Annotated in this window: 17 protein-coding genes and 1 pseudogene; 14 read left to right on the forward strand and 4 right to left on the reverse strand. The window is 68.3% G+C overall.

All coding sequences use genetic code 11. The features are described 5' to 3' along the window. Positions 1-7 precede the first annotated feature (7 nt). From OG558_RS26150 to OG558_RS26160, 3 genes are all read left to right on the forward strand, one after another. Complete coding sequence (locus OG558_RS26150; RefSeq protein ID WP_405065379.1) at positions 8-1,669, forward strand: ABC transporter substrate-binding protein; 1,662 nt, start codon at positions 8-10, stop codon at positions 1,667-1,669. A gap of 117 nt (positions 1,670-1,786) precedes the next feature. Then, entirely contained in the window at positions 1,787-4,108 is a 2,322-nt protein-coding gene (locus tag OG558_RS26155; RefSeq protein WP_405065380.1) for a glycosyl hydrolase family 95 catalytic domain-containing protein, read from the forward strand. Positions 4,109-4,208: 100 nt separating this feature from the next. Further along, complete coding sequence (locus OG558_RS26160) at positions 4,209-5,222, forward strand: ABC transporter substrate-binding protein (RefSeq protein ID WP_405065381.1); 1,014 nt, start codon at positions 4,209-4,211, stop codon at positions 5,220-5,222. On the opposite strand, the gene OG558_RS26165 is transcribed toward OG558_RS26160, so the two are convergent. Further along, the gene (locus tag OG558_RS26165; protein ID WP_405065382.1) at positions 5,219-5,767 is read right to left on the reverse strand and encodes a dihydrofolate reductase family protein; all 549 of its coding nucleotides are present in this window, start codon (positions 5,765-5,767) and stop codon (positions 5,219-5,221) included. The genes OG558_RS26160 and OG558_RS26165 overlap by 4 nt on opposite strands. Positions 5,768-5,836: 69 nt before the next feature. After that, positions 5,837-6,448 carry a hypothetical protein gene (locus OG558_RS26170; RefSeq protein ID WP_329475253.1) on the reverse strand — a complete coding sequence of 204 codons (612 nt, stop codon included), beginning with the start codon at positions 6,446-6,448 and terminating at the stop codon, positions 5,837-5,839. A gap of 151 nt (positions 6,449-6,599) precedes the next feature. Between OG558_RS26170 and OG558_RS26175 the strand changes: the two genes are divergently transcribed. The 3 genes from OG558_RS26175 to OG558_RS26185 all read left to right on the forward strand — a co-directional run bounded on the left by OG558_RS26175 (position 6,600) and on the right by OG558_RS26185 (position 9,416). Further along, positions 6,600-7,601, forward strand: coding sequence for an endonuclease/exonuclease/phosphatase family protein (locus tag OG558_RS26175; RefSeq protein ID WP_405065383.1), 1,002 nt, complete (start codon positions 6,600-6,602; stop codon positions 7,599-7,601). Positions 7,602-7,761: 160 nt separating this feature from the next. Beyond that, a complete protein-coding gene (locus OG558_RS26180) occupies positions 7,762-8,529 on the forward strand; it encodes a phytanoyl-CoA dioxygenase family protein (protein WP_405065384.1) in 768 nt (255 codons plus the stop codon). After that, entirely contained in the window at positions 8,526-9,416 is an 891-nt protein-coding gene (locus OG558_RS26185; protein WP_405065385.1) for a helix-turn-helix domain-containing protein, read from the forward strand. Before OG558_RS26180 ends, OG558_RS26185 begins: the two co-directional genes overlap by 4 nt. A 36-nt stretch (positions 9,417-9,452) precedes the next feature. On the opposite strand, the gene OG558_RS26190 is transcribed toward OG558_RS26185, so the two are convergent. Continuing rightward, positions 9,453-9,806 carry a DUF1801 domain-containing protein gene (locus tag OG558_RS26190; protein ID WP_329475257.1) on the reverse strand — a complete coding sequence of 118 codons (354 nt, stop codon included), beginning with the start codon at positions 9,804-9,806 and terminating at the stop codon, positions 9,453-9,455. Between the two features lie 275 nt (positions 9,807-10,081). Between OG558_RS26190 and leuS the strand changes: the two genes are divergently transcribed. From leuS to OG558_RS26215, 5 genes and pseudogenes are all read left to right on the forward strand, one after another. Further along, a complete protein-coding gene (leuS, locus tag OG558_RS26195) occupies positions 10,082-12,562 on the forward strand; it encodes a leucine--tRNA ligase (protein WP_405065386.1) in 2,481 nt (826 codons plus the stop codon). A gap of 155 nt (positions 12,563-12,717) precedes the next feature. Then, positions 12,718-13,367, forward strand: a pseudogene (locus tag OG558_RS26200) (class I SAM-dependent methyltransferase). A gap of 48 nt (positions 13,368-13,415) precedes the next feature. Then, on the forward strand, positions 13,416-13,835 hold the full coding sequence (locus OG558_RS26205; protein ID WP_405065387.1) for a YjbQ family protein: 420 nt from the start codon (positions 13,416-13,418) through the stop codon (positions 13,833-13,835). A gap of 101 nt (positions 13,836-13,936) precedes the next feature. Then, entirely contained in the window at positions 13,937-14,143 is a 207-nt protein-coding gene (locus OG558_RS26210) for a hypothetical protein (RefSeq protein WP_328522377.1), read from the forward strand. Between the two features lie 192 nt (positions 14,144-14,335). Then, positions 14,336-16,900: an ATP-binding protein gene (locus tag OG558_RS26215; RefSeq protein WP_405065388.1), complete on the forward strand. Its 2,565-nt coding sequence runs from the start codon at positions 14,336-14,338 to the stop codon at positions 16,898-16,900. A 724-nt stretch (positions 16,901-17,624) separates the two neighbouring features. Here the strand turns inward: OG558_RS26215 and OG558_RS26220 are convergent. Further along, positions 17,625-18,164 carry a pyridoxamine 5'-phosphate oxidase family protein gene (locus tag OG558_RS26220; protein WP_329475261.1) on the reverse strand — a complete coding sequence of 180 codons (540 nt, stop codon included), beginning with the start codon at positions 18,162-18,164 and terminating at the stop codon, positions 17,625-17,627. A gap of 113 nt (positions 18,165-18,277) precedes the next feature. On the opposite strand from OG558_RS26220, the gene OG558_RS26225 reads away from it, so the two are divergent. From OG558_RS26225 to OG558_RS26235, 3 genes are all read left to right on the forward strand, one after another. Beyond that, the gene (locus OG558_RS26225; protein ID WP_405065389.1) at positions 18,278-19,120 is read left to right on the forward strand and encodes a DegV family protein; all 843 of its coding nucleotides are present in this window, start codon (positions 18,278-18,280) and stop codon (positions 19,118-19,120) included. 347 nt (positions 19,121-19,467) lie between these two features. Further along, positions 19,468-20,373: a helix-hairpin-helix domain-containing protein gene (locus tag OG558_RS26230; protein ID WP_405065390.1), complete on the forward strand. Its 906-nt coding sequence runs from the start codon at positions 19,468-19,470 to the stop codon at positions 20,371-20,373. Continuing rightward, positions 20,360-23,227, forward strand: a complete 2,868-nt coding sequence (locus OG558_RS26235) for a ComEC/Rec2 family competence protein (protein WP_405065391.1) — start codon at positions 20,360-20,362, stop codon at positions 23,225-23,227. Before OG558_RS26230 ends, OG558_RS26235 begins: the two co-directional genes overlap by 14 nt. The last annotated feature ends 41 nt before the right edge of the window (positions 23,228-23,268 follow it).

The raw sequence follows: 23,268 nt of genomic DNA on the forward strand, positions 1-23,268 counted from the left end.
CACAGCAATGCGCTCATCCGTGAGCAAGGTCGTTGCGCTGGCCGCGGCCGGTGCGCTCGCCCTGGCGGCGTGCAGTTCGGACAAGTCGGCCAAGGGGGCGGCGAACGAGACCTCGTCCGACGGCAAGGTGATCATCGACACCTTCACCCCGGCCGACCAGAACACCAACCTGGACACCAACGCGGTGACCAAGATCATCAGCGACAAGTTCAAGATCCAGTTCCGCTGGCAGACCACGACGTACGACGGCGGGCCGGCCAAGGAGAAGCGGCAGATCGCGCTGGCCAGTGGCGACTACCCGGACCTGTTCTCCCTGATCCCGTGGATCGACGCGTTCACCCAGGCCGAGGTGCTGAAGCTCGGCCAGCAGGGCGTCGCCGTACCGCTGGAAGACCTGATCAAGGAGAACGCGCCGAACATCCAGAAGGTGCTGGACTCCAACAAGGAGTACAAGGAGATGGCGACCGCACCGGACGGTCACATCTACGCGCTCCCCGAGTGGGCCGACTGCTACCACTGCACCTACCCGGACAAGCTGTGGATCAACAGCGCCTGGCTGAAGAAGCTCGGCCTGCAGGTACCGAAGACGACCGAGGACCTGCGCAAGGTGCTCGAGGCGTTCAAGACCAAGGACCCGAACGGCAACGGCAAGGCCGACGAGATCCCGATGACGACCGACCCGCAGGACAGCAGCCTGATCGCGTACCTGATGAACGCGTTCGCCTACGACCCGGTCGGCGCGAACAACGGCGTCCGCTCGCTGCTCACGCTGAACGGCGACAAGGTGGTCACCCCGGTGACCTCGCCGCAGTGGAAGGAAGGCCTGAAGTACATCGCCTCCCTCTACAAGGAAGGCCTGATCGACCAGGCCGCGTTCACCCAGAACGCCCAGGCGCTGCAGGCCCAGGGCAACAACCCGAAGGCGGTCGTGCTCGGCTCGGTGCCGGTGCTCTGGCCGGGCATCTTCGTCCAGCTGGATTCGAAGGACGGCCGGGACAAGCAGTACGACTCCGTGCCGCCGCTGACCGGTCCGGAGGGTAAGAGCTACACCGGGTACAACCACCCGACCTCCACCGGCTACACGTTCATGCTGACCAACAAGGCCAGCAAGGAGGCCCAGGTCGCGGCGATCAAGATGCTGGACTACATCTTCACCGACGAGGGCCAGATGACCGCCACCATGGGTCCGGAGGGTGTCGGCTGGAACAAGCCCAAGGCCGGTGAGATCGCGCTCGACGCGAGCACCAAGCCGATGTACAACCCGGTGCAGAACGCGCCGAAGAACATCAACTGGGGCGCGCTGGCGCAGTACAACAACACGCTGGCCTACCGGAACGCGCAGGTCGTGCCGAAGGACATCTACACCGGTGCGGGTCTCGAGCGCCGGCTGTTCGAGGCCACCAAGCAGTACGAGGGCCACGAGGACAAGTCGCAGTGGTTCCCGCAGTCCTTCGTGTGGCCGGACCCGAGCCTCAGTGGTGAGCTGGCCACGCTGCAGACCAACCTGAACAGCTACGTGAACCAGAACCAGTTGGCCTTCATCACCGGCTCGAAGAACATCGACACCGACTGGGACGCCTTCGTGAAGGGTCTCGACAGCACCGGCATGCCGCGGTACCTGGAGATCAACCAGCAGGCCTACGACAAGTACAAGTCCGGGAGCAAGTAGCGGTGCTTTTGGCCGGGCCTCCGGCGCCGGCGTGTCATGGGGCCTTGGTTCCCGGCCTTCCCTCGTCGTTCCGGTCGCTTCGCTCCCTCCACTCCTCAGTCCAGGCCGGGAGGCCCCATGACACATGAACTGTGGTTCCGTAGGCCCGCGCCGGACTGGTTCGAGGCGTTGCCGGTGGGCAACGGTCACCTCGGTGCCAAGGTGTTCGGCCGGGTCGGCGAGGAACGGGTCGCCCTCAACCTCGACGACGTCTGGTCGGGCGACGGTCCTCGCGAGCTCGAGGTGACGGACGGTCCGGCCGTGCTGGCCGACGTACGGCGGCTGTTGCTGACCGACGGTGATCGGCTGGCGGCGACCGAGCGGACCCGGGCGCTGCAGGGCCCGCTCGTCGAGTCGTACCAGCCGCTCGCCGACCTCTTGATCAGCTCGGCCGGGGAACCACAGGAGTACCGCAGGAGTCTGGATCTCCGCACCGGAATCGTCGCCGTCGAGTACACCCTCGACGGCGTACGGTTCCGGCGCGAGACCTACGTGTCCGCGCCGGACCAGGTGATGGTGTGGACGATCAGCGCGGATCGGCCGGGTGCGATCGACCTCGACCTGCGGTTGGCCGGGGCGCATCCGGTCCGCGTGGACGTGGCCGACGGCATCGACCGGGGCGGTGGGGTGGGGAAGGAATCGTATGGTGTCGTCGGGCACGCGCCGTCGGATCTCACCATCGAGTACCGGCAGAGCCCGGACCCGATCCGCTACGAGGAAGGGCGCGGCATCGGATTCGGTGTCGCGCTGCGCGCGGTGAACGACGGCGGCAGTGTGTCGGTGACGGAAGAGGGTGTCGCCGTCCGTGGTGCCAACAGTCTGACCGTTTTGGTGTCGGCGGCAAGTACGTTCGAAGGCTGGTCGGTGCCGCCCGGTCGCGACCCGCGCGTGGCGTTGCGCGAGGCAACCGCCCTGCTGGATGCGGTTGCCCTCGAGAAGCTTCGGGAGCGTCACCTCGAAGATCACCTGCGACTGTACGAACGCGCGGAGCTGCACCTGGGCGACGCGGTGGAGCTGCCGACCGACGAGCGGATCAAGGCGGTCGCTGCCGGCGGCAACGATCCGGACCTGGTCGCCCTGACGTTCAACTTCGGTCGCTATCTGCTGATGGCGTCGTCGCGGCCGGGGACGCAGGCCGCCAACCTGCAAGGCATCTGGAACCAGGACCGGCGGCCGATGTGGGCCAGCGACTGGACCAGCAACATCAACACCCAGATGAACTACTGGCCCGCCGACCTGACCGGGCTGGGGGAGTGCTTCGATCCGCTCACCGATCTCCTCGAGGGCTTGGCGGAGTCGGGTGCGGAGACCGCGCGGATCCTGTACGACGCTCCTGGCTGGGTGTCGCACCACAACGCGGACATCTGGCGCGCGACCTGGCCGGTGGGTGAAGGTGGCGACGACCCCGTCTGGTCGATGTGTGCGACCTGTGGTGTCTGGCTGACCGCGCATCTGATGGAGCACTACCGCTTCGGCCTGGACGTGGATTGGCTGCGGGACCGTGCGTACCCACTGATCGCGGGCGCCGCGGAGTTCGTGCGGTCGATGCTCGTCGAAGACGGTGACGGCACGCTGCAGTTCATCCCGTCGACCGCGCCCGAGCATCACTTCATCCTGCCGACCGGTGAGAAGGCATCGGTCGACCTGACCTCGACGTACGACATCTGGCTGATCCGGGAGTTGTTCGCCAACCTGGCCGAAGCGGAAGGCGTCCTGGGGATCACCTCCGACCTCGCCGCTCGGACGGCGGCCGCCCGCGAGCGACTGCCGAAGATCGGTACGACGCCCGACGGCCGGTTGCTCGAATGGCCGACGGACTGGCAGCCATCCGAGCCGCAGCATCGGCACCAATCGCATCTCTACGGTCTCTACCCGGGCGCCGAGATCGATCCCACGCGTACGCCGGACTGGGCAGCGGCCGCCCGTGCCTCGCTCGAGTTGCGGACCGCGGGCGCGACGAACGGCGGCTGGACGGCGGCCTGGCTGGTGGCGCTCTGGGCGCGGCTGCTCGAGCCCGAGAAGGCGTCTGCGGTCATCCAGGACTATCTGAGCCGACTGGTCTCGGACAACCTGTTGCACCGCGACGGCGACATCTTCCAGATCGACGCGAACTTCGGCATGACCGGCTGCATTCCGGAACTTCTGTTGCAGAGCCACACCGACGTCATCCGCGTGCTGCCGGCCTTGCCGGCTGACTGGCCGGACGGGTCGTTCCACGGTCTGCGTGCCCGCGGCGGTCTCACCTTCGACGTGACCTGGCAGGACGGCGTACTGACGACGGCGACGGTCCACGCGACCCACGCCGGCACTCACCGCATCGCCCTCACCCCCGACGACATCCGCACCGTCACCCTGGCGCCCGGCGACCAACGCCCCCTCATCCCCTCAACCCCACTTTGAGCACGGCTCGACCATTGTCGCGGCGCTCTGATGGTTGAGCCGTGCACAAGGTGGGCCTAGTTAGGGATGCCTAACCAAAGTTGTTGTAGGGTCAGCGGCTGTGAAGAAGCTGATCGGAATTGGCGTGGTGGCCGCGCTGCTGGTGCTGGCGGGGTGTGGTGGCAAGGACACCGGGAGTGCCGACACGGGGGTCGGTGACAAGGACGTGGCGACCGGCGGGCGGTTGTTCAAGACTGCCGACGAGGAGACCGCCAAGCTCGGGTCGGACGCGCAGCCGGGGCAGTTCCCGCGGACGGTGAAGCACGCGCTGGGCGAGACCAAGCTGGAGAAGAAGCCCGAGCGCGTCGTCGTCCTGGACAGCGGCGAGCTCGACGACGTACTCGCGCTCGGCATCACGCCGGTCGGGATGGCGACGACCGCCGGTCAGGCCGGCGTTCCGTCGTACCTGGCCGACAAGGCGCAGGGGATCAAGACCGTCGGCGGGATCAGTGAACTGAACCTCGAGGCGATCGCCGCGTTGAAGCCGGACCTGATCCTGGGCAGCAAGCTGCGGGCGAACGATCTGTACGACAAGCTCAGCGCGATCGCGCCGACGGTCTTCAGCATCCGGCCCGGGTTCCCGTGGAAGGAGAACTTCCTGCTGGTCGCGGACTCGGTCGGTGAGGAGGACAAGGCCACCGGGATCCTGAACGACTACCAGAAGCGCGCCGACGACGTGAAGTCCAAGGTGCAGGGGTCGCCGGCGATCTCGCTGGTGCGGTTCCGGCCGGGCGAGATCCGGCTGTACGGCAACCTGTCGTTCATCGGCGTGATCCTGAAGGACATCGGGCTGCCGCGGCCGAAGATCCAGGACGTGCAGGATCTCGCCGTCGAGGTGTCGCAGGAGAACATCGGGCAGGCCGTCGGTGACTGGATCTTCTACTCCAGCTACGGCAAGCCGGACACCACCGCCGAGAACACCGTTGTCAACGGCAACCTCTGGAAAGCCTTGCCGGCGGTCAAGAACGGCCAGGTGGCGCGCGTCGACGACGAGGTGTGGTTCCTCGGCCTCGGCCCGCTCGGCGCGGTGGACGTCCTGACCGACCTGGAAAAGCGGCTGGGTTCGAAGAGTTAGAGGACGCGGTAGTGGAGGTGGACGAAGCCGCTGGTGAAGCGGCGTTCGTCCAGGAGTTCCAGGCGCAGCCGGAGGTCGTTCGGCAGGGCCCGTTTGCCGCCGCCGACCATGATCGGAGCGATGAACAGGTGGCACTCGTCGACGAGGCCGCCGTTCAGAGCCTGGCCGGCGAGGTCGGCGCCGCCGATGCTGAGATCGGCCGCGGAGGATTCCTTGAGGCGCTGGATCGCATCGGGTTCGAAGGTGCGCCAGATGCGCGTCCTGGCGCTCGTCACCGCGTGCAGTGTTCGTGAGTACACGACCTTCTCCGCCGCTCGCCAGATCTCGGCGTACTCCCGCGACGCTCCCGAGTGATCGGTCGCGGTCTCCCAGTAGACCATCGTGTCGTACATCCGCCGGCCGTACAGGTACGTCGCGATCGGACGCTCCAGCTCGTTGACGAACGCGTGCACCTCCTCGTCCGGTGCCGCCCACTCGAACCCTCCGTCGGCATCCTCGACGTACCCGTCGAGGGAGGTGATCGCCGAATAGATCAGGTTGGCCATCTCACTGTCCTTCCGTGGCGCAGTCCGCGGTCGGCGGTCGTGGTCGCGACGCTAACCCAGGGGGAGGGATCAGTCGAGGACGCGACCGCGGTCGGTGACCGTGACGGCAGGAGCACACCGGCTGACGGCCGCGGCCAGCTCGTCGAAGGGGAGCGGGCGGCCGAGGATCTCGAAGGTGCCCGGCCAGGGGCGGCCCGGGCCCCACGCCTTCGAGCTGCGGGGCAACGCGTCGTCGTCGTACCGGAGAACGATCAGATACGGATGCCAGGACTCGCCGCCGTCGCCGTCGAAGTGCCGCTCGACCCGGCAGATGCCGTGCACCTCGGACCACGGGATGGCCTGCGGCTGCTCGCCGCCGAGGTAGATCCCGGTGTCGTCGACCGTCAGGAGAACGTCCTCTTCGTCGGCCTCCCGGCGTTCCTCGAGGGCGGTGATCGCGCCGACCAGCAGCAGGATCGGCAGTCCGACCGCGAAGATCAGCGGCATGCCGCCCCAGGACAGCCAGACCGCCTCGAGTGGCGCGCGGACCGATGCGCCGCGAATGAGCTGGATCACGACGATGCCCAGCGTGAGCAGCACCATCAGGCCGAACACCAGCGTGCCGAGGTACAGCAAGGTCTTCGTCGTGCCGAGCCCATGTCGCTTCACGACGAACGGCTCAGTGGTCTGCACAGGCGGCATACCGGCATTGTCGGCGCTGTACCACGAAGGCACCAGCTATCTCACGGAATCCTCATCATTACGGTCCGATCGGTCCTTCGGACGGATGAAATCGGCCCGTTCGACCCGGCATGGACTTTGGTCCGGGCCAAGTGTCCGCAACAATCGCTGCATGCCGGACCGCCAGACCGCAGTCGCCACTCGCACGCCGTCGCCTCGGCGCGGCGCCTCCCGACGCCGTCGGAAGGGCAGTATGTGGCGTCGCGGCTGGCTGATCGCCGTCCTCGCGATCCTGACCGCGCTCCCGTTGCTCTTCCACCGCTACGTCCCGAACTCCGTCGGCAACCTCGGCAGCCTGCTCGACACCTTCCTGCCCTGGGTCGGCGTCGCCGTACCGATCCTCGCGGTGGCCGCAGTGGTACGACGGTCCGCCATCGCGGGAGTCGCGCTGCTGGTCCCCGTGGTGGTGTGGGGACTGATGTTCGGCGATCTGCTGATCCCCGGTAAAGGTGGTGGCGGCGCGTACGACCTGCGGGTCCTGTCCCACAACGTCGACGCGGCCAACCCGGACCCGAAGACGACCGCCCAGGACCTGATCGCCGCCGACGCGGACGTGATGGCGCTGGAGGAGATCACCACGGCGGACATGAAGGTCTACAAGGCCGAGTTCGCCAAGAAGTATCCGTACGAGGTCTCCCGGGACACGGTCGCCCTGTGGTCGAAGTACCCGGTCGCGCAGAGTGAGTCCGTCGACGTCGGCTTCAAGTGGACGCGCGCGCTCCGGGCCGAGGTCAGCACGCCGGAGGGCAAGGTCGCGGTGTACGTCGCCCACCTCGCGTCGGTGCGGGTCGGCACCAGCGGCTTCACCTCGAACCAGCGCAACGACACCATCAAGGCGCTGGGCCGGCAGATCGCCGACGAGAAGCTGGCCGGCGTGATCGTGATGGGCGACTTCAACGGTACGGCGAACGACCGCAGCCTGGCCCCGTTGACCGCCGGACTGCGCTCGGCTCAAGGGGCCGCCGGTCACGGGTTCGGGTTCACCTGGCCGGCCAAATTCCCAATGGCGCGGATCGACCACATCATGGTGCGCGGCGTCACCCCGACCAAGGCCTGGGTGATGAAGCCCACCGGCAGCGACCACCGCCCGGTCGTCGCGGAGGTCCGGATCTGAGTGCGTAGCGTCCGAAGATGCGTGGGTCATGGGACTCGAATCTTCGGACGTAACTGACATCGTCCCTGTCCGTTTCACGAACATCGGCGTCCGGCGCGGTCCTGCCGTCCGGGCGCCGATCTTCCTACGCTCGAAGTACCCGATCAGGAGGAACTTCGAGATGACGATCACCTCTGACAAGCCCGAGTTGTCGTCCCTGGCCCGGCAGTACGCCGACGAGGGTTTCGTGCTGGTGAAAGGGCTGCTCAGCAAGGAAGAAGCGGCGCACTACCGGCAGCGCAGCCACGACCTGCTGGCGCAGCTGAACCGGCACGACGACCCCACCTGGAAGTCGGCGATGGGGCTGTCCGACGGCGCGACCCGGCTGCAGCATCTGCACGACGCGCAGTTCTACGACGCCGAGTTCGCCAAGCTGCTGGTGGACCCGCGCTTCACCGACGTGGCCGCCGCGGTGATGGGCGTCGACAACGTGCAACTGCACCACACCAAGCTGTTCGTGAAGCCGCCGGAGAACGGTTCGCCGTTCCCGCTGCACCAGGACCACCCGTTCTTCCCGCACACGTACCACCGGGTCGGTGCGGCGATCTTCCACTTCGACGACGCGCCGGTCGAGAAGGGCTGCATCCGGGTGATCCCGGGTAGCCACAAGGACGGTCCGCGGGAGCACGACCCGGAGGGCTCGTACCACCTGACCGACGTACCGTTCGACACCGCGACACCGCAGCCGGCCGAGGCGGGCGACGTACTCTTCTTCACCTATCTGACCGTGCACGGGTCCGGGGTGAACGTGAGCGACGAGGCCCGGACGACCTGGTTGATCCAGTACCGCGACCCGGCGGACCCGCCGATGGTGAAGACGCACGACTGGTCGCTCGGGCAGGGCATGATGCTGCGAGGAGTCGACCCAACCGGCAGGAGTGCTGTTTGACCCTCGCGGATGTCGCTGCTGCGGACCGCTTCGTCGACCTCGCCGGACTGCTGGAGTCCTGCGAGGTCGACGGGTTCCGCGCGGACTTCCTCAGCTGGGGTCACTACCGGCCGGAGTACTGGCGCAACTACTGGCACAGCCACTCGTTCCACGAGGTCTGCCTCGCGTATTCGGGCGAGGGCCGCTTCAACAACGGATCGACGCAGTACGACGTACAGCCCGGCTCGGTGTTCATCGCCCGACCGGGCGACGTCCACGAGATCGAGTCGAGCCGCAATACACCCCTCGGCATCGCCTTCTGGGGTTTCACGTTCCGTCCCGGCACCGACGAACCTGGATGGTGGTCGGGGCTGACCCGTCCGGACGGACCCGTCATATCGGAGCGGACGGGCTCACTTCCCGCCCTGATCACAGCACTCGCGGCCGAGGCAGCGGCACCTGTGTCCGGCTACAGCACTGCACTGGCTGCTCTCGGTTCCACCCTGGTGATGGAGACCGCTCGCGCGTTCGCTCTCGACGATGACCTCGCTGTCGAACCAGTGGTGCGCGACCGCGGCCTCGTGGTGGTCGAGGCGATGCAGCGGCACCTCCGCGACAACCTGTCTCGGCCGATCACCGTCCGGGACGTCGCAGCCGTGGCACACCTGTCCGAACGCCATGCCGAGCGGCTGTTCCAGCAGCAGACCGGCGCGTCGATCATGTCGACCCTGCGCCGGCTGCGGCTGGAACTCGCCGCACAGCTCCTACTCGACCCCGCCGTCACAGTGACCGAGGTAGCCCGGTCCTGCGGCTATTCCGACGTGCGCCCGTTCTCCACTGCGTTCCGGCGACACTACGGGCGCACACCGGGGGAACACCGGCGTACCGGCGGCACTGAGTTCGTTTAGGGCCGAGGGAGGCTTCGACCTGCGCCGGCCGTCGGCTCAGCGGCCGGAGCCGGCGATCTCGGCCATCCGGCAACGGATGAGGCCGCGCACAGCGTCGTCCGGAAGCGAGGTTCCGACGGTGAAGCGGATCGTCCCCTTGGACACGTCGAAGGCCGTGAGTTGCTCGCGCACAGCATCGATCGCCGCCGGACTGAACGGAAAGATACTGAGGTGGTGCTCGGCGGCGCGGAAGCCGAGCAGTGGCTTCCCGCGGTACTTGAGCGCTGCCATGCCGTAACCCGTCCCCTGCTCGGCGGTTGGTGCCTCATCCAGTGCCAGCGCACGGATTCGCTCGAAGGCAGCGCGCCGGTCTGCATCAAGACTGTCGAAGTAGTCATCCACCGCCGCCATGCCCAGACGGTACGACTGCCGGCCCAGAGCCACCAGCCCGTCCAGAAGGGCACCTGCTGCGCGCTGTCCCTGCGGAGGACTGCCCGTTGGTCCTGACAGCCGGTGCTATCCTGGGCCCATGCGAGTGAGCCTGCTCCTTAGTTAGCCGTACTGGCATCGAGGCGTCGATGCGCCGGTCAGTGCGGCAGCCCCTCCTGCGCGAGGGGCTTTTTCATGTCCTGGGACGCCTTCTGGCACATTTAGGCTCAACAACACACGAATGTGGGAGTAGTACCGTGAGCGAGCAGGTGGATGACGCCCCGATCGACCGGGGCGGATACGACTTCAACGCCATGCAGGCCAAGTGGCGCCCGGTCTGGGAGAAGCTGGACCCGTTCAAGGCGCGTGACGACGGCACGGCCGAGCGGCGCTACGCGCTCACGATGTTCTCCTATCCCTCCGGCGACCTGCACATGGGGCACGCCGAGGTGTTCGCGCTGCACGACGTGCTGTCGCGCTACTGGTTCCAGCAGGGGTACGACGTCCTGAACCCGATCGGCTGGGACTCCTTCGGGCTGCCCGCCGAGAACGCGGCGATCAAGCGCAACGAGCACCCGGCCACGTTCACCTACGCCAACATCGAGACCCAGGCCGAGTCGATCCGCCGGTACGCGATCAGCTTCGACTGGTCCCGCCGGCTGCACACGTCCGACCCGGAGTACTACCGGTGGACGCAGTGGCTGTTCCTGCGGTTCTACGACCGCGGGCTGGCTTACCGCAAGGCGTCGTACGTGAACTGGTGCCCGCACGACCAGACCGTGCTGGCCAACGAGCAGGTCATCCAGGGCCGGTGCGAGCGGTGCGGGCACGAGGTCACCAAGCGCGAGCTGACCCAGTGGTACTTCAAGACCACGGAGTACGCCCAGCGGCTGCTTGACGACATGGAGCTGCTGCAGTGGCCGGAAGAGATCCTGCTGATGCAGCGCAACTGGATCGGCCGGTCCGAGGGCGCGTTCGCGAACTTCCAGGTCGAGGGCCGCGACGAGCCGATCAAGGTCTTCACCACCCGTCCGGACACGCTGTTCGGCGCCACCTTCATGGTGGTCGCGCCGGACGCCAAGCTGGCCGCTGAACTGGTCACGCCGGACCAGCAGGCCGCCTTCGACGAGTACCTGGCCGCCGTGAAGGCGACCACCGAGATCGAGCGGCTGAGCACCGAGCGGGACAAGACCGGCGTCTTCCTGGGCTCGTACGCGATCAACCCGGTGACCGGGCAGCGGATCCCGATCTGGGCGGCCGACTACGTGCTGGCCGACTACGGCACCGGCGCGATCATGGCGGTCCCCGGCCAGGACACCCGGGACTGGGAGTTCGCGGAGAAGTTCGAGCTGCCGATCGTGCGGACCGTCGAGCCTTCGGCAGACTTCGACGGCAAGGCGTACACGGGTGAAGGCCCGGCCATCAACAGCGCCAACGACGAGATCAGCCTGGACGGGCTGGACGTCGCCGACGCCAAGTCGCGGATCATCGACTGGCTGGAGGGCAAGGGGCTGGGCGAGCGGACGATCAACTACCGGCTGCGCGACTGGCTGCTGAGCCGGCAGCGGTACTGGGGCTGCCCGATCCCGATCATCCACTGCCCGTCCTGTGGCGAGGTGCCGGTCCCGGACGACCAGCTGCCGATGGAGCTGCCCGACCTGCGCGGCGCGGACCTGCAGCCGAAGGGTGTCTCGCCGCTGGCGGCCGACCGCGAGTGGGTCGAGGTCGACTGCCCGAAGTGCGGTGGCAAGGCCGAGCGCGACACGGACACGATGGACACCTTCGTCGACTCGTCCTGGTACTTCCTGCGCTACCTGTCGCCGGAGTTCGTCGAGGGCCCGTTCGACCCGGCCGCGGCCGAGCGCTGGATGTCGGTGTACCAGTACGTCGGCGGCAAGGAACACGCCGTACTGCATCTCCTGTACGCGCGGTTCTTCGTCAAGGCGCTGCACGACATGGGCCTGCTGACCGTGGTCGAGCCGTTCACCCGGCTGCTGAACCAGGGCCAGGTGATCAACCAGGGCAAGGCGATGAGCAAGTCGCTGGGCAACGGTGTGAACCTGGGCGACCAGCTGGACGAGTACGGCGTCGACGCGGTCCGGCTGACCATGGTGTTCGCCGGTCCGCCGTCGGATGACATCGACTGGGCCGACATGTCGCCGGGCGGCTCGCTGAAGTTCCTGCAGCGGGCTTGGCGGCTGGCGGGATCGGTCGAGGCGCTGGTGGGCTCGGATCCGTCGACCGGTGACGTCGCGCTGCGCAAGATCACCCACCGGACGGTGGCGGACGCGGCCGAGCTGATCGACTCGATGCGGTTCAACGTGATGGTGGCCAGGATCATGGAGCTGGTGAACGCGACCCGGAAGGCGATCGACGCCGGCCCGGGCGCGGCCGACCCGGCCGTCCGCGAGGCGGTCGAGACGGTGGCCGTCCTGCTGAGCCTGGTCGCGCCGTACACGGCCGAGGAGATGTGGGAGGAGCTGGGCCACGAGCCGACGGTCGCGAAGGCCGGCTGGCCGAAGGTTGATCCGGCGCTGCTGGTCCAGGACACGGTCACCTGCGTGGTCCAGATCGCCGGCAAGGTGAAGGACCGGCTGGAGGTCTCGCCGGACATCTCCGACGCCGACCTGGAGCAGCTGGCGCTGGCGTCCGACGCGGTCCAGAAGGCCCTGGACGGCCGCGGCACCCGGAAGGTCATCGTCCGCGCGCCGAAGCTGGTCAACATCGTCCCCGCCTAGAACTCGAGTACCGATACGGTGACGGCGTGAACCAGGATGAACGGTTGCTTCACGCGTCATCGTTCGGCGCAGCGGCGGTCGCGTACGCCGAGCACCGTCCGGACTACGCGCAGGCCGCGGTGCGCTGGGCGCTCGAGCCCGCACCCGGCCCGCGCGTGCTCGACCTCGGCGCTGGAACCGGCAAGCTGACTGCCACGCTGGTCGCGTTGGGCGCCGAAGTCGTTGCAGTCGAGCCCGACCCAGCGATGCTGACCGAGTGCACCGCTCGCTGCCGGCTGTCCGGGCCTTGCCTGGTAGCGCCGAGGCGATACCGCTGCCGGACGCGTCCGTCGATGCCGTGCTGGCCGGCAACGCGATGCATTGGTTCGACATGGCTGTCGCGGGACCCGAGATCGCCAGGATCCTCGCACCCAGCGGCATCCTGGCCGGCCTGTGGAACGTCATGGACGACCGGGTCGAGTGGGTCGCCGGGCTCGCGCGGGTCAGCGGGAGCGCGGCCGTCGGCCCGCGCGACACGCCCGCCAGTTGGCGCGCCGAGACCGCCGGCGCGCACCTTCCGAAGACCGGTGCGGCCGCCCGATTCGGCTCGCCGGAGCAGGCCGAGTTCCCGCACGGGCAGCGCCGCACCGCCGACTCTCTCGTTGCGACCATCGCGACGCGCGCGGGGGTGCTGGTCATGCCAGAACAGGAACAAGAGTCCACGCTGAGCCGGATTCGCGCCTTTCTCGCGAGCAGACCGGAGACTGCCCGCGGCGAGTTCACCCTCCCGATGTCTACCGGGGTGCTGCGCGTCCGGCGGCTGTGAGGCATCTCGTTGACAGCTGGAGTTCCACCCACGGACTACGCTGCACAGATGCGCTCTGAGCTGATCGATGTCGCGACCGGCGGTACCGAGGTCGTCTTCGACCTGACGAGCTTGTGCGAGCAGTTCGTTGCCTCCGAGGCCCATCAGGCCCAGGGCGACGGACTGCTGCACCTGTTCGTCCCGCACGCGACGGCCGGGATCGCGATCCTCGAGACCGGGGCCGGCAGCGACACCGACCTGCTCGCGGTGCTCGAGCAGTTGCTGCCGCCCGACTTCGGCTGGCGGCACCGGCACGGTACGCCGGGGCACGGGCGTGACCACGTGCTGCCCGCGCTGATCCCGCCGTACGCGTCGGTTCCGGTGCTCGACGGGCGGATGATGCTCGGCACCTGGCAGTCGATCTGCCTGGTCGACACCAATGTGGACAATCCGCGCCGGCAGGTCCGCCTTTCCTGGCTCCCCGGTTAACGGACTACCGGGTAACTCAATTGGTGCGGACATTGGTGACTTATTGTGATGTTGCGGATCGCGTTACGTTTGCGAAACACGACTCCGCTTGAATTGCCTGCATGGCAGCGCTTGACACCCTTCGGGCCCAGTGGGCGGGACTCGGCACCGAACTCCTGATCCGCGCCACCCGCGGCATTTGTGACGGCAGCGTGCTGAATGCCGATTCCGGTCGCGCGGACACCCGCGCCCGGATCGACGACTGGACCGGGGTGCTTTCTCTCTACACCGGTGAAAATGAATCCATCTCGGTTCAGGCGACTGCTTGAAACGTTTGGCGAAGTCCACCCCGGGCGGGGTTTCTGCCCTTTCAGCTATTTCATCCTGAATCAACTTGTTGCCTCCATCAACAATTTGGTGTGATCCAGGCCGCATCCCGCGCCTCGGTTCCGCCCCGCGCGCGGGCCGCTGTCACGCTATGTTGTGACAGGAACGTGAGGCCTCAAGAGGGGTGACGGGCTGTGTCGGACGCGGATGGCCGGGCTGACGGTCGGCGGAGCTTCGCCGATCTCCTGCTCGACCTGAGGGTCCAGACGGGTCTGTCCCAGGAGGAGCTGGCCGATCGCGCCGGGTTGAGCGTGCGGTCCATCCGCGAGATCGAGGCCGGTCGGGTAGCGCGCCCCCGGAAGGACTCGGTCCGGCTGCTCGCGTCCGCGCTCGGACTGCAGAGCGCTGATACCGATCGCTTCCTCGCCGCGGCCGGGCACGGTGTCGCACGCCCGGTCGTCTCGGTCGCCGATCCCGCGCCGACGGGTTTGCGCTGGCGCGGCACCAGGCCGATCCCTGATGGTCTCGTCGGCCGTGAGCAGGAGCTCCTCGAGCTGGAGACGCTGCTGCGCCAGAACCGTCTCGTCACGCTCGTCGGTCCGGGCGGTGTCGGCAAGACCGAGCTCGCCTTGGCCGCGGCCGACCGGTTCTCGGGCGTCGACACGACGGTGGTCGTCGTCGACCTCACGACGGTCCAGCGCGACGCCGCCGTACCGTCGGCCATCCTGGACGCCTTCGGCACCGCGCCGGGTACGTCGGACCTCGACGACGTACTGTCCGGGCGCAGGCCGGGGGACCTGGTGATCGTGGAGGACAACGCCGAGCATGTGCTCGACGGGGTCGCCACAGTCGCGAACCGGATGGTCCGCAGCTTCCCGGGTATCGGCGTACTGGTCACGTCGCGGATCCCGCTCGGCCTGCCAGACGAAGTGGTCCGCCGGGTGCAGGTGCTCGGCGTACCGAGGAACGACAAGGACTTCGACGAGATCGTGGCCAGTCCGGCGGTGGAGATGTTCTGCCGGCGGGTGGCGCGGGTGCGGCCCGGGTTCGTCCTGACCCCGGAGAACGCGTCCACGGTGGCTCGCTTGTGCCAGCGGTTGGACGGACTGCCGCTGGCGCTGGAGCTGGCGGCCGCGCGGGCCGGGTCGCTGTCGGTGGAGACGATACTGACCGCGCTGGACGACCGGTTCCGCTTGCTGTCCGGGCCGCGGCGGTTCGGTGCGCCACATCAGCGGACGCTGGCCGACACGATCGCGTGGAGTGTCGACGCGCTGTCCGATGCGGCGCGGCAGCTGCTCTATCGGGCGTCGGTGCTCGGTTCGCCGTTCACGCTCGACGCGGTTGCCGGGGTTTGCACGGGCGATCCGATCGACGCGGCCGACGTACCGATGCTGCTGGCCGAGCTGGTGGAGAAGTCGCTGCTGCAGCCGGTGAACGAGTTCGAGCAGCTGTACGGCGCTCGCTACAAGCTGCTGGAGACGATCCGGGAGCACGCGTACGCCGGTCTGTCCTCGCAAGGCGATGACCTGATCGCCTTCCGGGACCGCGCGGTCGCGTGGTGTTCGACGTACGTGTCTGGGCTGGAGGGCGCGTGGTCGTCGCCGGACCGGGATCGGCGGTATCGGGCGGCCCATGCCAACTCCGCTGTGTTCGAGGTGGCGCTGGAGCGGGCTGCCGAGCTCGGGCAGTGGGACGTGGCCGCGCGGATCGTGCTGGGCTTCCGGATCGCGTGGCAGTACCAGGCGAGCGTGGCCGAGAGTGGGATCCGCTGGGCGACCTTGTGCGCCGACAACGTGGCGGACAAGGAAGTCAGCGGCAGACTCCGCGCGATCGCCGGGCGGCTGTCCAGCCTGACCGGTGACATCCGTGGCGCTCGCCGGAACTACGGCGAGGCACGGGGTCTGATCCCGGGCGAGACCGAGATGGGGCTGCTCGCACGGAGCGGTTGGGTGTCGTCCGGCTCGCATCTGCTGGACGCCCAGATCCTGGCCGAGATCCCGGCGCTGGTAGAGGACGCTCGTAAGCATGGCGATGTGCAGCGGGCTGCGACGGTCCAGGCCACCTGTGGGCTCGCTCTGCTGCGTTGGGGCCGGTTGACCGAAGCCAAGGAGCTCTTGCTCGCTTGGGAGGCCGCACTGGTCAACCCGGGCGTGTATCCGGACGAGATCGCGTACATAGCGCTCAGCCGCGTAGAGCTCGAGCTGGGCAACCTGGCCGAGGCGCGGCGCTTCGCCCTGCTTGCCCGGGACAGTCAGGCCTCAGACGATCCGGAGCGCACCAAGGTGGCCGGCTGTCTGGCCATGGTCGAATACCAGGCCGGCCGGTACGACGAGGCGCGGGCGCTGCTCGACGAGGCAGACGCCGACATCCGCGGACACCGCGGGTACTTCGACTATCTGGTGATGCTCTACCGGTCACGTCTGGCCCGTGACGCCGGTGAGGTGGAGCAGGCCCGGGTGTGCATCCGGGACGCGGTCAACCGGCTGCTGGTCGAAGGCCGGGTCGTGTACCTGCTCGAAGTACTGCCTGAGGCTGTCGCCGTCCTGCACGCGCTCGGGCGTGCGGACGCGGGTGACTCGTTGTGCGGCCAACTGCTGGCGTGGCAGCGATCTATGGACCCGCCGATGCTGCCGACCGCGTGGGCGGTCCTGCAGGAGTCCTGCGACAGTGCGTCCGTCGCCGATGGGTGGCCGGAGCCTGATCCCGCGGCCGCGGTCCAGCGGCTGGCGAACGACGTACTCGCCGCGCTTTCGTCCTGACTGCTCCTTCATGACGCGGATCCGCTGAAGCTGCCGGGTAACTGCCGGTTGTTCTGCCTCGTCCTGACATGGCTGCCGGACCAAGAATTACAGCCGTAGGACAGGTTCCACGAAGCAGAGACCGACGCCGGGCAGTACAGGCAGGGGAAAGGGTGGTGAACCATGAAGAGGCCATGGTGCAGCGCCGGACTCCCGTCAAGCTTGGGGAAGGCGACGCGGAGGGCATCCGGCGGCCGGGCGGTGGGGGCGCCGATCGGCTGTCGAGAGCTCCGGGGTGCTGCCGTGTGCGGATCTGTCCTGCCTGAACCGGGTGCCGTGCGCCGTCAGGGCACCACACCCGGGGCGGGGTCCCAGCAACGGGCCAGGCACACGACACAGGGGACGAGTGCCGGAGCCCGGCTGACACGGGGAATCCGACGGGTTTGGTCACCCGCCGGCGGGTCGGCCGCTGGGGCCTCCCGGGACCTCGACGAGCTCGCGGTCAGGCCGGTCCACACGGGACCGGTACGGGGAGTAGCTCGCCGGGGACCTGACACAGCCACGCCGGCCGAGCTGGCAAGAAGGGGGAGCCAGCACTCCGGCGCCATGAGGAAGTCGCACGCTGACGGGCGGGGGGCGGTCCGCTGACGTACGTGGGGACGACAGTGGGCTGACGCCGAGGGGGAGTCAGCACTGCGAGAGCGAGGTGAAGGCCCTGGCGGGGTTGGCCTTCACCTCGCTGGTTCTACTTCTTCTCCGCGTCGTAGTTCTTCTCCGCGTCGTGCAGAACCGCCGCCTTGTCGAAGGCGTAGCCGACCATCCAGCTCGGTTGGAGGCGGCAGTAGACGATGTCGTCACCCCAGCTCGACGGGGAGCTGCCGTAGTGGTTGGCGAGATGTGCCTCGATCTCCGCGAAGTCCGGGTGCTCGGGTGTCAGGAACTCCACGTCGCCGTGACTGAACACGCCGATCCGCTCGCCGTCGACGTACGAGAGGCTGGCTGCCGGTCTGGCCTTGAGGTGTCGCGCTTTCGCCGCCGACCCGGACGTCGTGAACACCCACCGCGCGTGCAGGAAGTGCCCGTCGACCGCGCTGATCCGCGGCTCGCCCTGCGCGGTGACCGTGGCCAGATTGAGCGTGCACATGCCGGTCAGAACCCGCACCAGGTCGTCGGCGTCCAGCCGGCGCGGGTCCGTGATGATATTGCGCAGATGCTCCGTCGAACGCTCGTACGCCTGATCCAGAAGCTCCTGCAACGCGCTGACTTCGGCCGCTGTCTCCTTCATCTTCCGCAGTCTGGCACCGCGCGCCGACAAGGGCGTCGGTGCCGTGCCAAGCAGCTGGTCGCGACGGCGTGGGACCGGGAGACACGCCCTAAACTGTCCGGTAACCTCGCTGCATGTCAGCCCGCGTGCACGTCGTCACCGACTCCACGGCTGGCTTGTCCACGCTCGAGGTGCTTCGCCACCCGCTGACCGTCGTACCACTCCAGGTCGTCATCGGCGGGACGTCGTACGACGACGGCGCCACCTCGGCCGATGCGGTCGCGGAGGCGCTCAAGACCTTCACGCCAGTATCGACCAGCCGCCCGGCGCCGCACACGTTCGCCGAGGCATACGCGACGTGCGCGAAGGACGGGGCGGAGTCGGTGGTGTCGATCCATCTCTCCGGCGACATGTCCGGGACGTTCGAGGCCGCGATGATCGGCGCCAAGGAGTCGCCGATCCCGGTCCGCGTGGTCGACTCCCGCTCGCTCGGCATGGGCCTCGGGTTCCCGGTGCTCGCAGCGGCCGCCGCAGCCGCCGCGGGAGAGGACCAGGCCGGCGTCGAGGCCGCGGCCCGCGCCCGGATGAAGTCGATCTCGGCGTACTTCTACGTCGACACGTTGGAGTACCTGCGCCGTGGCGGCCGCATCGGCGCCGCCCAGGCACTGCTGGGCACAGCGCTCGCCGTCAAGCCGCTCCTCACCATCAGTGGCGGCCGCATCGTCCCCCTCGAGAAGGTCCGCACCTCCTCCCGAGCCATCGCCCGCCTCGCCGACATAGCCGTCCAACGCGCCGGCGACACCCCCGTCCAGGTAGCCGTCCACCACCTGGCCAACCTCGAAAAGGCCCAAACGCTAGCCGACGGCCTGGCCGACCGCCTTCCCCAAGCCGAAGAAATAGTCCTCCGAGAAGTAGGCGCCGTAATAGGAGCCCACGTAGGCCCCGGCCTCCTCGCCGTAGTAATCGCCCCCCGCTAGCCCACCCGGCCGCAGCCCGGCCCGGGCGGGGATTCCCGCAGTGGGCAGCGTCAGGCTTGGGCTGCCCATCGGGACCTAGGACAGCAAATCGAGAGCCAGGACATGTCATGAGATGTCCTCGCTCCCGAGAGGGTGTCCCCAGCCATCGGACTCGGCCCGGTAGCGCGAGCAAGACACTCACCGACGCACGGCCCCGGCCTCAGCGTGAACACCCAGCGCCGACCGCACACCGAACGACTGCCACAACCCCGCCGGCGCCAGCTTGAACCTCGGCGCCCGGTGAGTGGGTTGTCCACAGGTTTCAACTCGGAGTTCCAGGAGGTTCGCGGACTCGTACTTTCTCTGGCGTGAAGGTCTTCCGTCGTGCTCCGACGCCCGCCCCGGGCGCGCGTGAGCGTGCGCTGGCACGTCTCGGCGCCCGCCCACCGGAGCACGCACCCGACGAACACCTGGAGGAGCGTGATGAGGAGGTGCGAGGTGGATGGATCCCCGAATCGGTCCGACCCGAGCGACTACGAGATGCCCGCTGGACCCTGTCCCCACGGCACGTCATGGTTCTGGCCGCCGTACTGGCCATTGGACTGTCCTGGGCCGGCTGGTCCGTCTTCCGCGCCCGCCCGGAGACCCTCCCCGACACCCGCCCATCCACCGCCACCACAGGCTCACCCGTCACCCAACCAGGTGCCTCAACTACCGGCTCGTCGCCAGGTGCCGCACAACCGACACCCGGCTCCGGCCAGCCAAGCAGCCAGCCGTCGTCGGGTGCCGCACAGCCCTCCCAAAGCTCACCTGGCGTCCCTGGCCAAACGGCAGGCGTCGTGGTCGTAGACGTCGCCGGCAAGGTCCGCCGCCCCGGCCTGGTCCGTGCTCCGGTGGGCTCGCGGGTCGCCGACGTACTAACCCTCGCCGGCGGCCCACTCCCCGGCGTCGACCTCACCACCCTCAACCTCGCGCGCCAAGTCACCGACGGCGAGCAAATCATCGTCGGCCAACCCGCACCACCTCCATCCACCACCGCACCAGGCGCGACCACCTCATCCGCCCCCACCGCACCACCCAACTCGCCCGTCAACCTCAACACCGCAACCCTCGACCAACTGGACGCCCTCCCCGGCGTAGGCCCCGTCCTAGCCCAGCGAATCCTCGACTACCGCACGCAGAACGGCCCCTTCACCACCATCGACCAACTCCAAGAGGTCCCCGGCGTAGGCCCCAAGAAATTCGAATCCCTAAAACCTCATGTCCGCATCTGACCCCCCACCAACCCCCCACACCGAGCCATCCACCGCCGACCCTCTCGCCGACGGGCGCAGCTCTGACCCCGTCGCCAATGGGCACGCCGTCGACCCGTTCGCCGACGGGCATGCCGCAGGCCCCTTCGCGGACGGGCTCGCCGCAGACCCCCTCTCCGACGGGCACGTTGCCGACGACCATCCCGCCGATCCACTCGACGCTCAGCGCGCCGCCACCGAGCAAGCCAATGAGTCGCCTGCCTCGCCGAAGGCTGGTGACCCGCCTGCTGCACCGGAGCCTGGTGTGTCGCCTACCTCGGCGGAGGTCGATGGTCCGCATGCCTCGGCGGACGTCCGTGGTCCGCATGCCTCGCCGGAGAGTGGTGAGTCGCCCGCTCCGGTGGGTGGTGAGCCGCTTGACGCGCGGTTGTTGGTGCCGGCCGGCGCGGGCTGGCTCGCTGCGGTTCTGCTCGTCGGACACCGCCCGCTTGCCGGCCTGATCACGGCCGCGGTTGCGCTGACTGTCGCCTGCGCACTCGGCCTGATCCTCCGCAGACCAGCTCCCACCAACCACATCACGTCGCGCCGGCCATCGTGGCCCCGCCTGGGTCAGCTCTGGCATGCGCGGGCAGGCAGACCAGCGCGGGTTGGCGGTGCGGTGTGGGCGCGCATGGGGTGGGCGGGTGTGGGGGTGCTGGTTGTTGTTGCGGGGATGGGGGTTGCGGCTGGTCTGCAGGTGGCGAGTCTTCGGGCTGGGCCGGTGCGAGGGTTGGCGGCGGACAGCGCGACGGTGGGGGTGCGGCTGAAGGTTGAGGGGGATCCGTCGGTCCGGCAGAGTCCGGGTGGCCGGCGGCCTCCGTATGTGGTGCTGAAGGCAACGATCGTGGAGGTGCGGGCGCGGGGGAGTGTGACCCGCGTGCGTACTCCGGTGTTCGTGATCGGTACGACGCAGTGGCAACAGGTCAGGTATGGCCAACATGTCGACGCCAATGGTCGCCTCGAGACGGTCGAGGCCGGCTCGGACGTCGCTGCCATGCTCTCGGTCCGTTCACCACCGCGGATCGTCGACGAGCCGCCCTGGTGGTTACGCGCGGCAGAGAAGGTCCGCGCCGGCCTCCGTGAATCCGTCGCCGGCCGACCGGACGACGTACGCGGACTGGTGCCGGCGCTCGTGATGGGTGACGTGTCCGGCCTGCCCGCCGACCTGACAGTGGACTTCCAGACGACCGGCCTCACGCACTTGTCGGCGGTGTCGGGCACCAATCTGACCTTGCTGCTGGCATTCATCCTCCCGTGCTCGCGACTGATCGGAGTACGCGCTCGCGGGCTGACCGTGATCGGTGTGATGACGGTCGTCGTGTTCGTGATCCTCGCCAGACCGCAGCCCAGCGTGCTCCGGGCGGGCGCGATGGGGCTGATCGCGTTGGCCGCGATGACGAGTGGTGGAGCGCGGCGGCGCGCCGTACGCAGTCTGTCGGTCGCAGTCATCGTCCTGCTTCTCCTCGACACGTCGCTCGCGCGATCAGCAGGGTTCGCGCTGTCGGTGCTCGCGACCGCTGGGATCGTCCTGCTCGGTCCTGGTTGGCGCGACGCGTTGGCCAAGTGGTTGCCGAGGTGGTTGGCCGAGGCGATCTCGTGCCCGCTCGCCGCACAACTCGCGTGTACGCCGGTCGTCGCGTGGCTGTCGGGTCAGGTGTCGATGGTCGCGGTCGCTGCCAATCTGCTGGCCGGTCCCGCCGTCGGCCCGGCGACCATCCTCGGGTTCGCCGCGGCCGGCGTCGCGCTCGCGAGCACGGAGGCAGCTCGACTCGTCGGCTGGGCAGCGGGTTGGCCGGCCCGGTGGATCATCCTCGTTGCGCGCGAAGGCGCCGGTCTCCCCGGCGCGGCGAACCCCTGGCCGGCCACTGCGGTCGGCGTCGCCGTACTGACCCTGCTCTGTCTCGCGCTCGTACTCGGGCTGCACCGCATCCTGGCCCGCCCGATCGCCATGGTCCTCGCGGTGGTTGTGCTCGCGGTCGTCGTACTGCGTCCAGTCGGTTCACTGGGTTGGCCGCCGGACGACTGGCTCTTCGTGATGTGCGACGTGGGTCAGGGCGATGGCTTGGTACTGCGAGCAGGCGAGCGTACGGCGGTTGTCGTCGATACCGGCCCGGATCCGGCCGCAATGGATCGGTGCCTGCGTGATCTCGGGGTCGAGCACATCCCGGTTCTCGTGCTGAGTCACTTCCACGCGGATCATGTCGGCGGGCTAGCCGGAGTACTGAAGGATCGGCGCATCGACGAGATCGAGGTGACGCCGTACTTCTCGCCGCGCGCGGAGTACGACCGTGTCGCCGACCTCGCGTCGCGTCACGGCATCAACCTGCGCACGGTGACCTACCACGAGAAACGCGTCGTCGGTCAGATCAGCTGGACGACCCTCTGGCCCGCGCGCGTACCGGCGCTGCCTCCGCCCGGTACGTCCTCCGCGACGTCGACCGATGAAGGTTCCCCGGAGAACAACGCCAGCATCGCCATGATGGTCGAACTGTCCGACCTCCGAATCCTCCTCACCGGCGACCTCGAACCCGAATCCCAACGAGCCATCCTCGCCACCGGCGACGACCTCCGTGCCGATGTCCTCAAAGTCCCGCACCACGGCTCGGCCCAGCAAGACCCCACCTTCATCGCGGCAACCAACGCTCGCCTGGCGCTCATCTCCGCCGGCCGCAACAACGACTACGGCCACCCCGCGCCCCGGACCCTCACCCTCCTGTCCCACCAATCCACCCGAACCGCCACCACCAACACCACCGGGACCCTGACCGTCACCAACCCCGACAACCACCTGGCCCTCACCACCACGGGTAACGACGGGTTCGGGCCTAGGAGGTGAAGGTGAGGGCGGTGGTTGGGATGGTGTTCGGGTCTCGTCTC

The sequence above is a fragment of the Kribbella sp. NBC_01510 genome (genome assembly GCF_045040325.1).
Classification (GTDB): domain Bacteria; phylum Actinomycetota; class Actinomycetes; order Propionibacteriales; family Kribbellaceae; genus Kribbella.

Coding starts and splice junctions, on each gene's coding strand:
- OG558_RS26155 (WP_405065380.1), top strand. CDS start 1,787: ATGACACATGAACTGTGGTTCCGTAGGCCCGCGCCGGACTGGTTCGAG.
- OG558_RS26170 (WP_329475253.1), bottom strand. CDS start 6,448: ATGCCGCCTGTGCAGACCACTGAGCCGTTCGTCGTGAAGCGACATGGG.
- OG558_RS26210 (WP_328522377.1), top strand. CDS start 13,937: ATGGCAGCGCTTGACACCCTTCGGGCCCAGTGGGCGGGACTCGGCACC.
- OG558_RS26190 (WP_329475257.1), bottom strand. CDS start 9,806: ATGGCGGCGGTGGATGACTACTTCGACAGTCTTGATGCAGACCGGCGC.
- OG558_RS26165 (WP_405065382.1), bottom strand. CDS start 5,767: ATGGCCAACCTGATCTATTCGGCGATCACCTCCCTCGACGGGTACGTC.
- OG558_RS26220 (WP_329475261.1), bottom strand. CDS start 18,164: ATGAAGGAGACAGCGGCCGAAGTCAGCGCGTTGCAGGAGCTTCTGGAT.
- OG558_RS26225 (WP_405065389.1), top strand. CDS start 18,278: ATGTCAGCCCGCGTGCACGTCGTCACCGACTCCACGGCTGGCTTGTCC.
- OG558_RS26150 (WP_405065379.1), top strand. CDS start 8: ATGCGCTCATCCGTGAGCAAGGTCGTTGCGCTGGCCGCGGCCGGTGCG.
- OG558_RS26175 (WP_405065383.1), top strand. CDS start 6,600: ATGCCGGACCGCCAGACCGCAGTCGCCACTCGCACGCCGTCGCCTCGG.
- OG558_RS26180 (WP_405065384.1), top strand. CDS start 7,762: ATGACGATCACCTCTGACAAGCCCGAGTTGTCGTCCCTGGCCCGGCAG.
- OG558_RS26235 (WP_405065391.1), top strand. CDS start 20,360: ATGTCCGCATCTGACCCCCCACCAACCCCCCACACCGAGCCATCCACC.
- OG558_RS26205 (WP_405065387.1), top strand. CDS start 13,416: ATGCGCTCTGAGCTGATCGATGTCGCGACCGGCGGTACCGAGGTCGTC.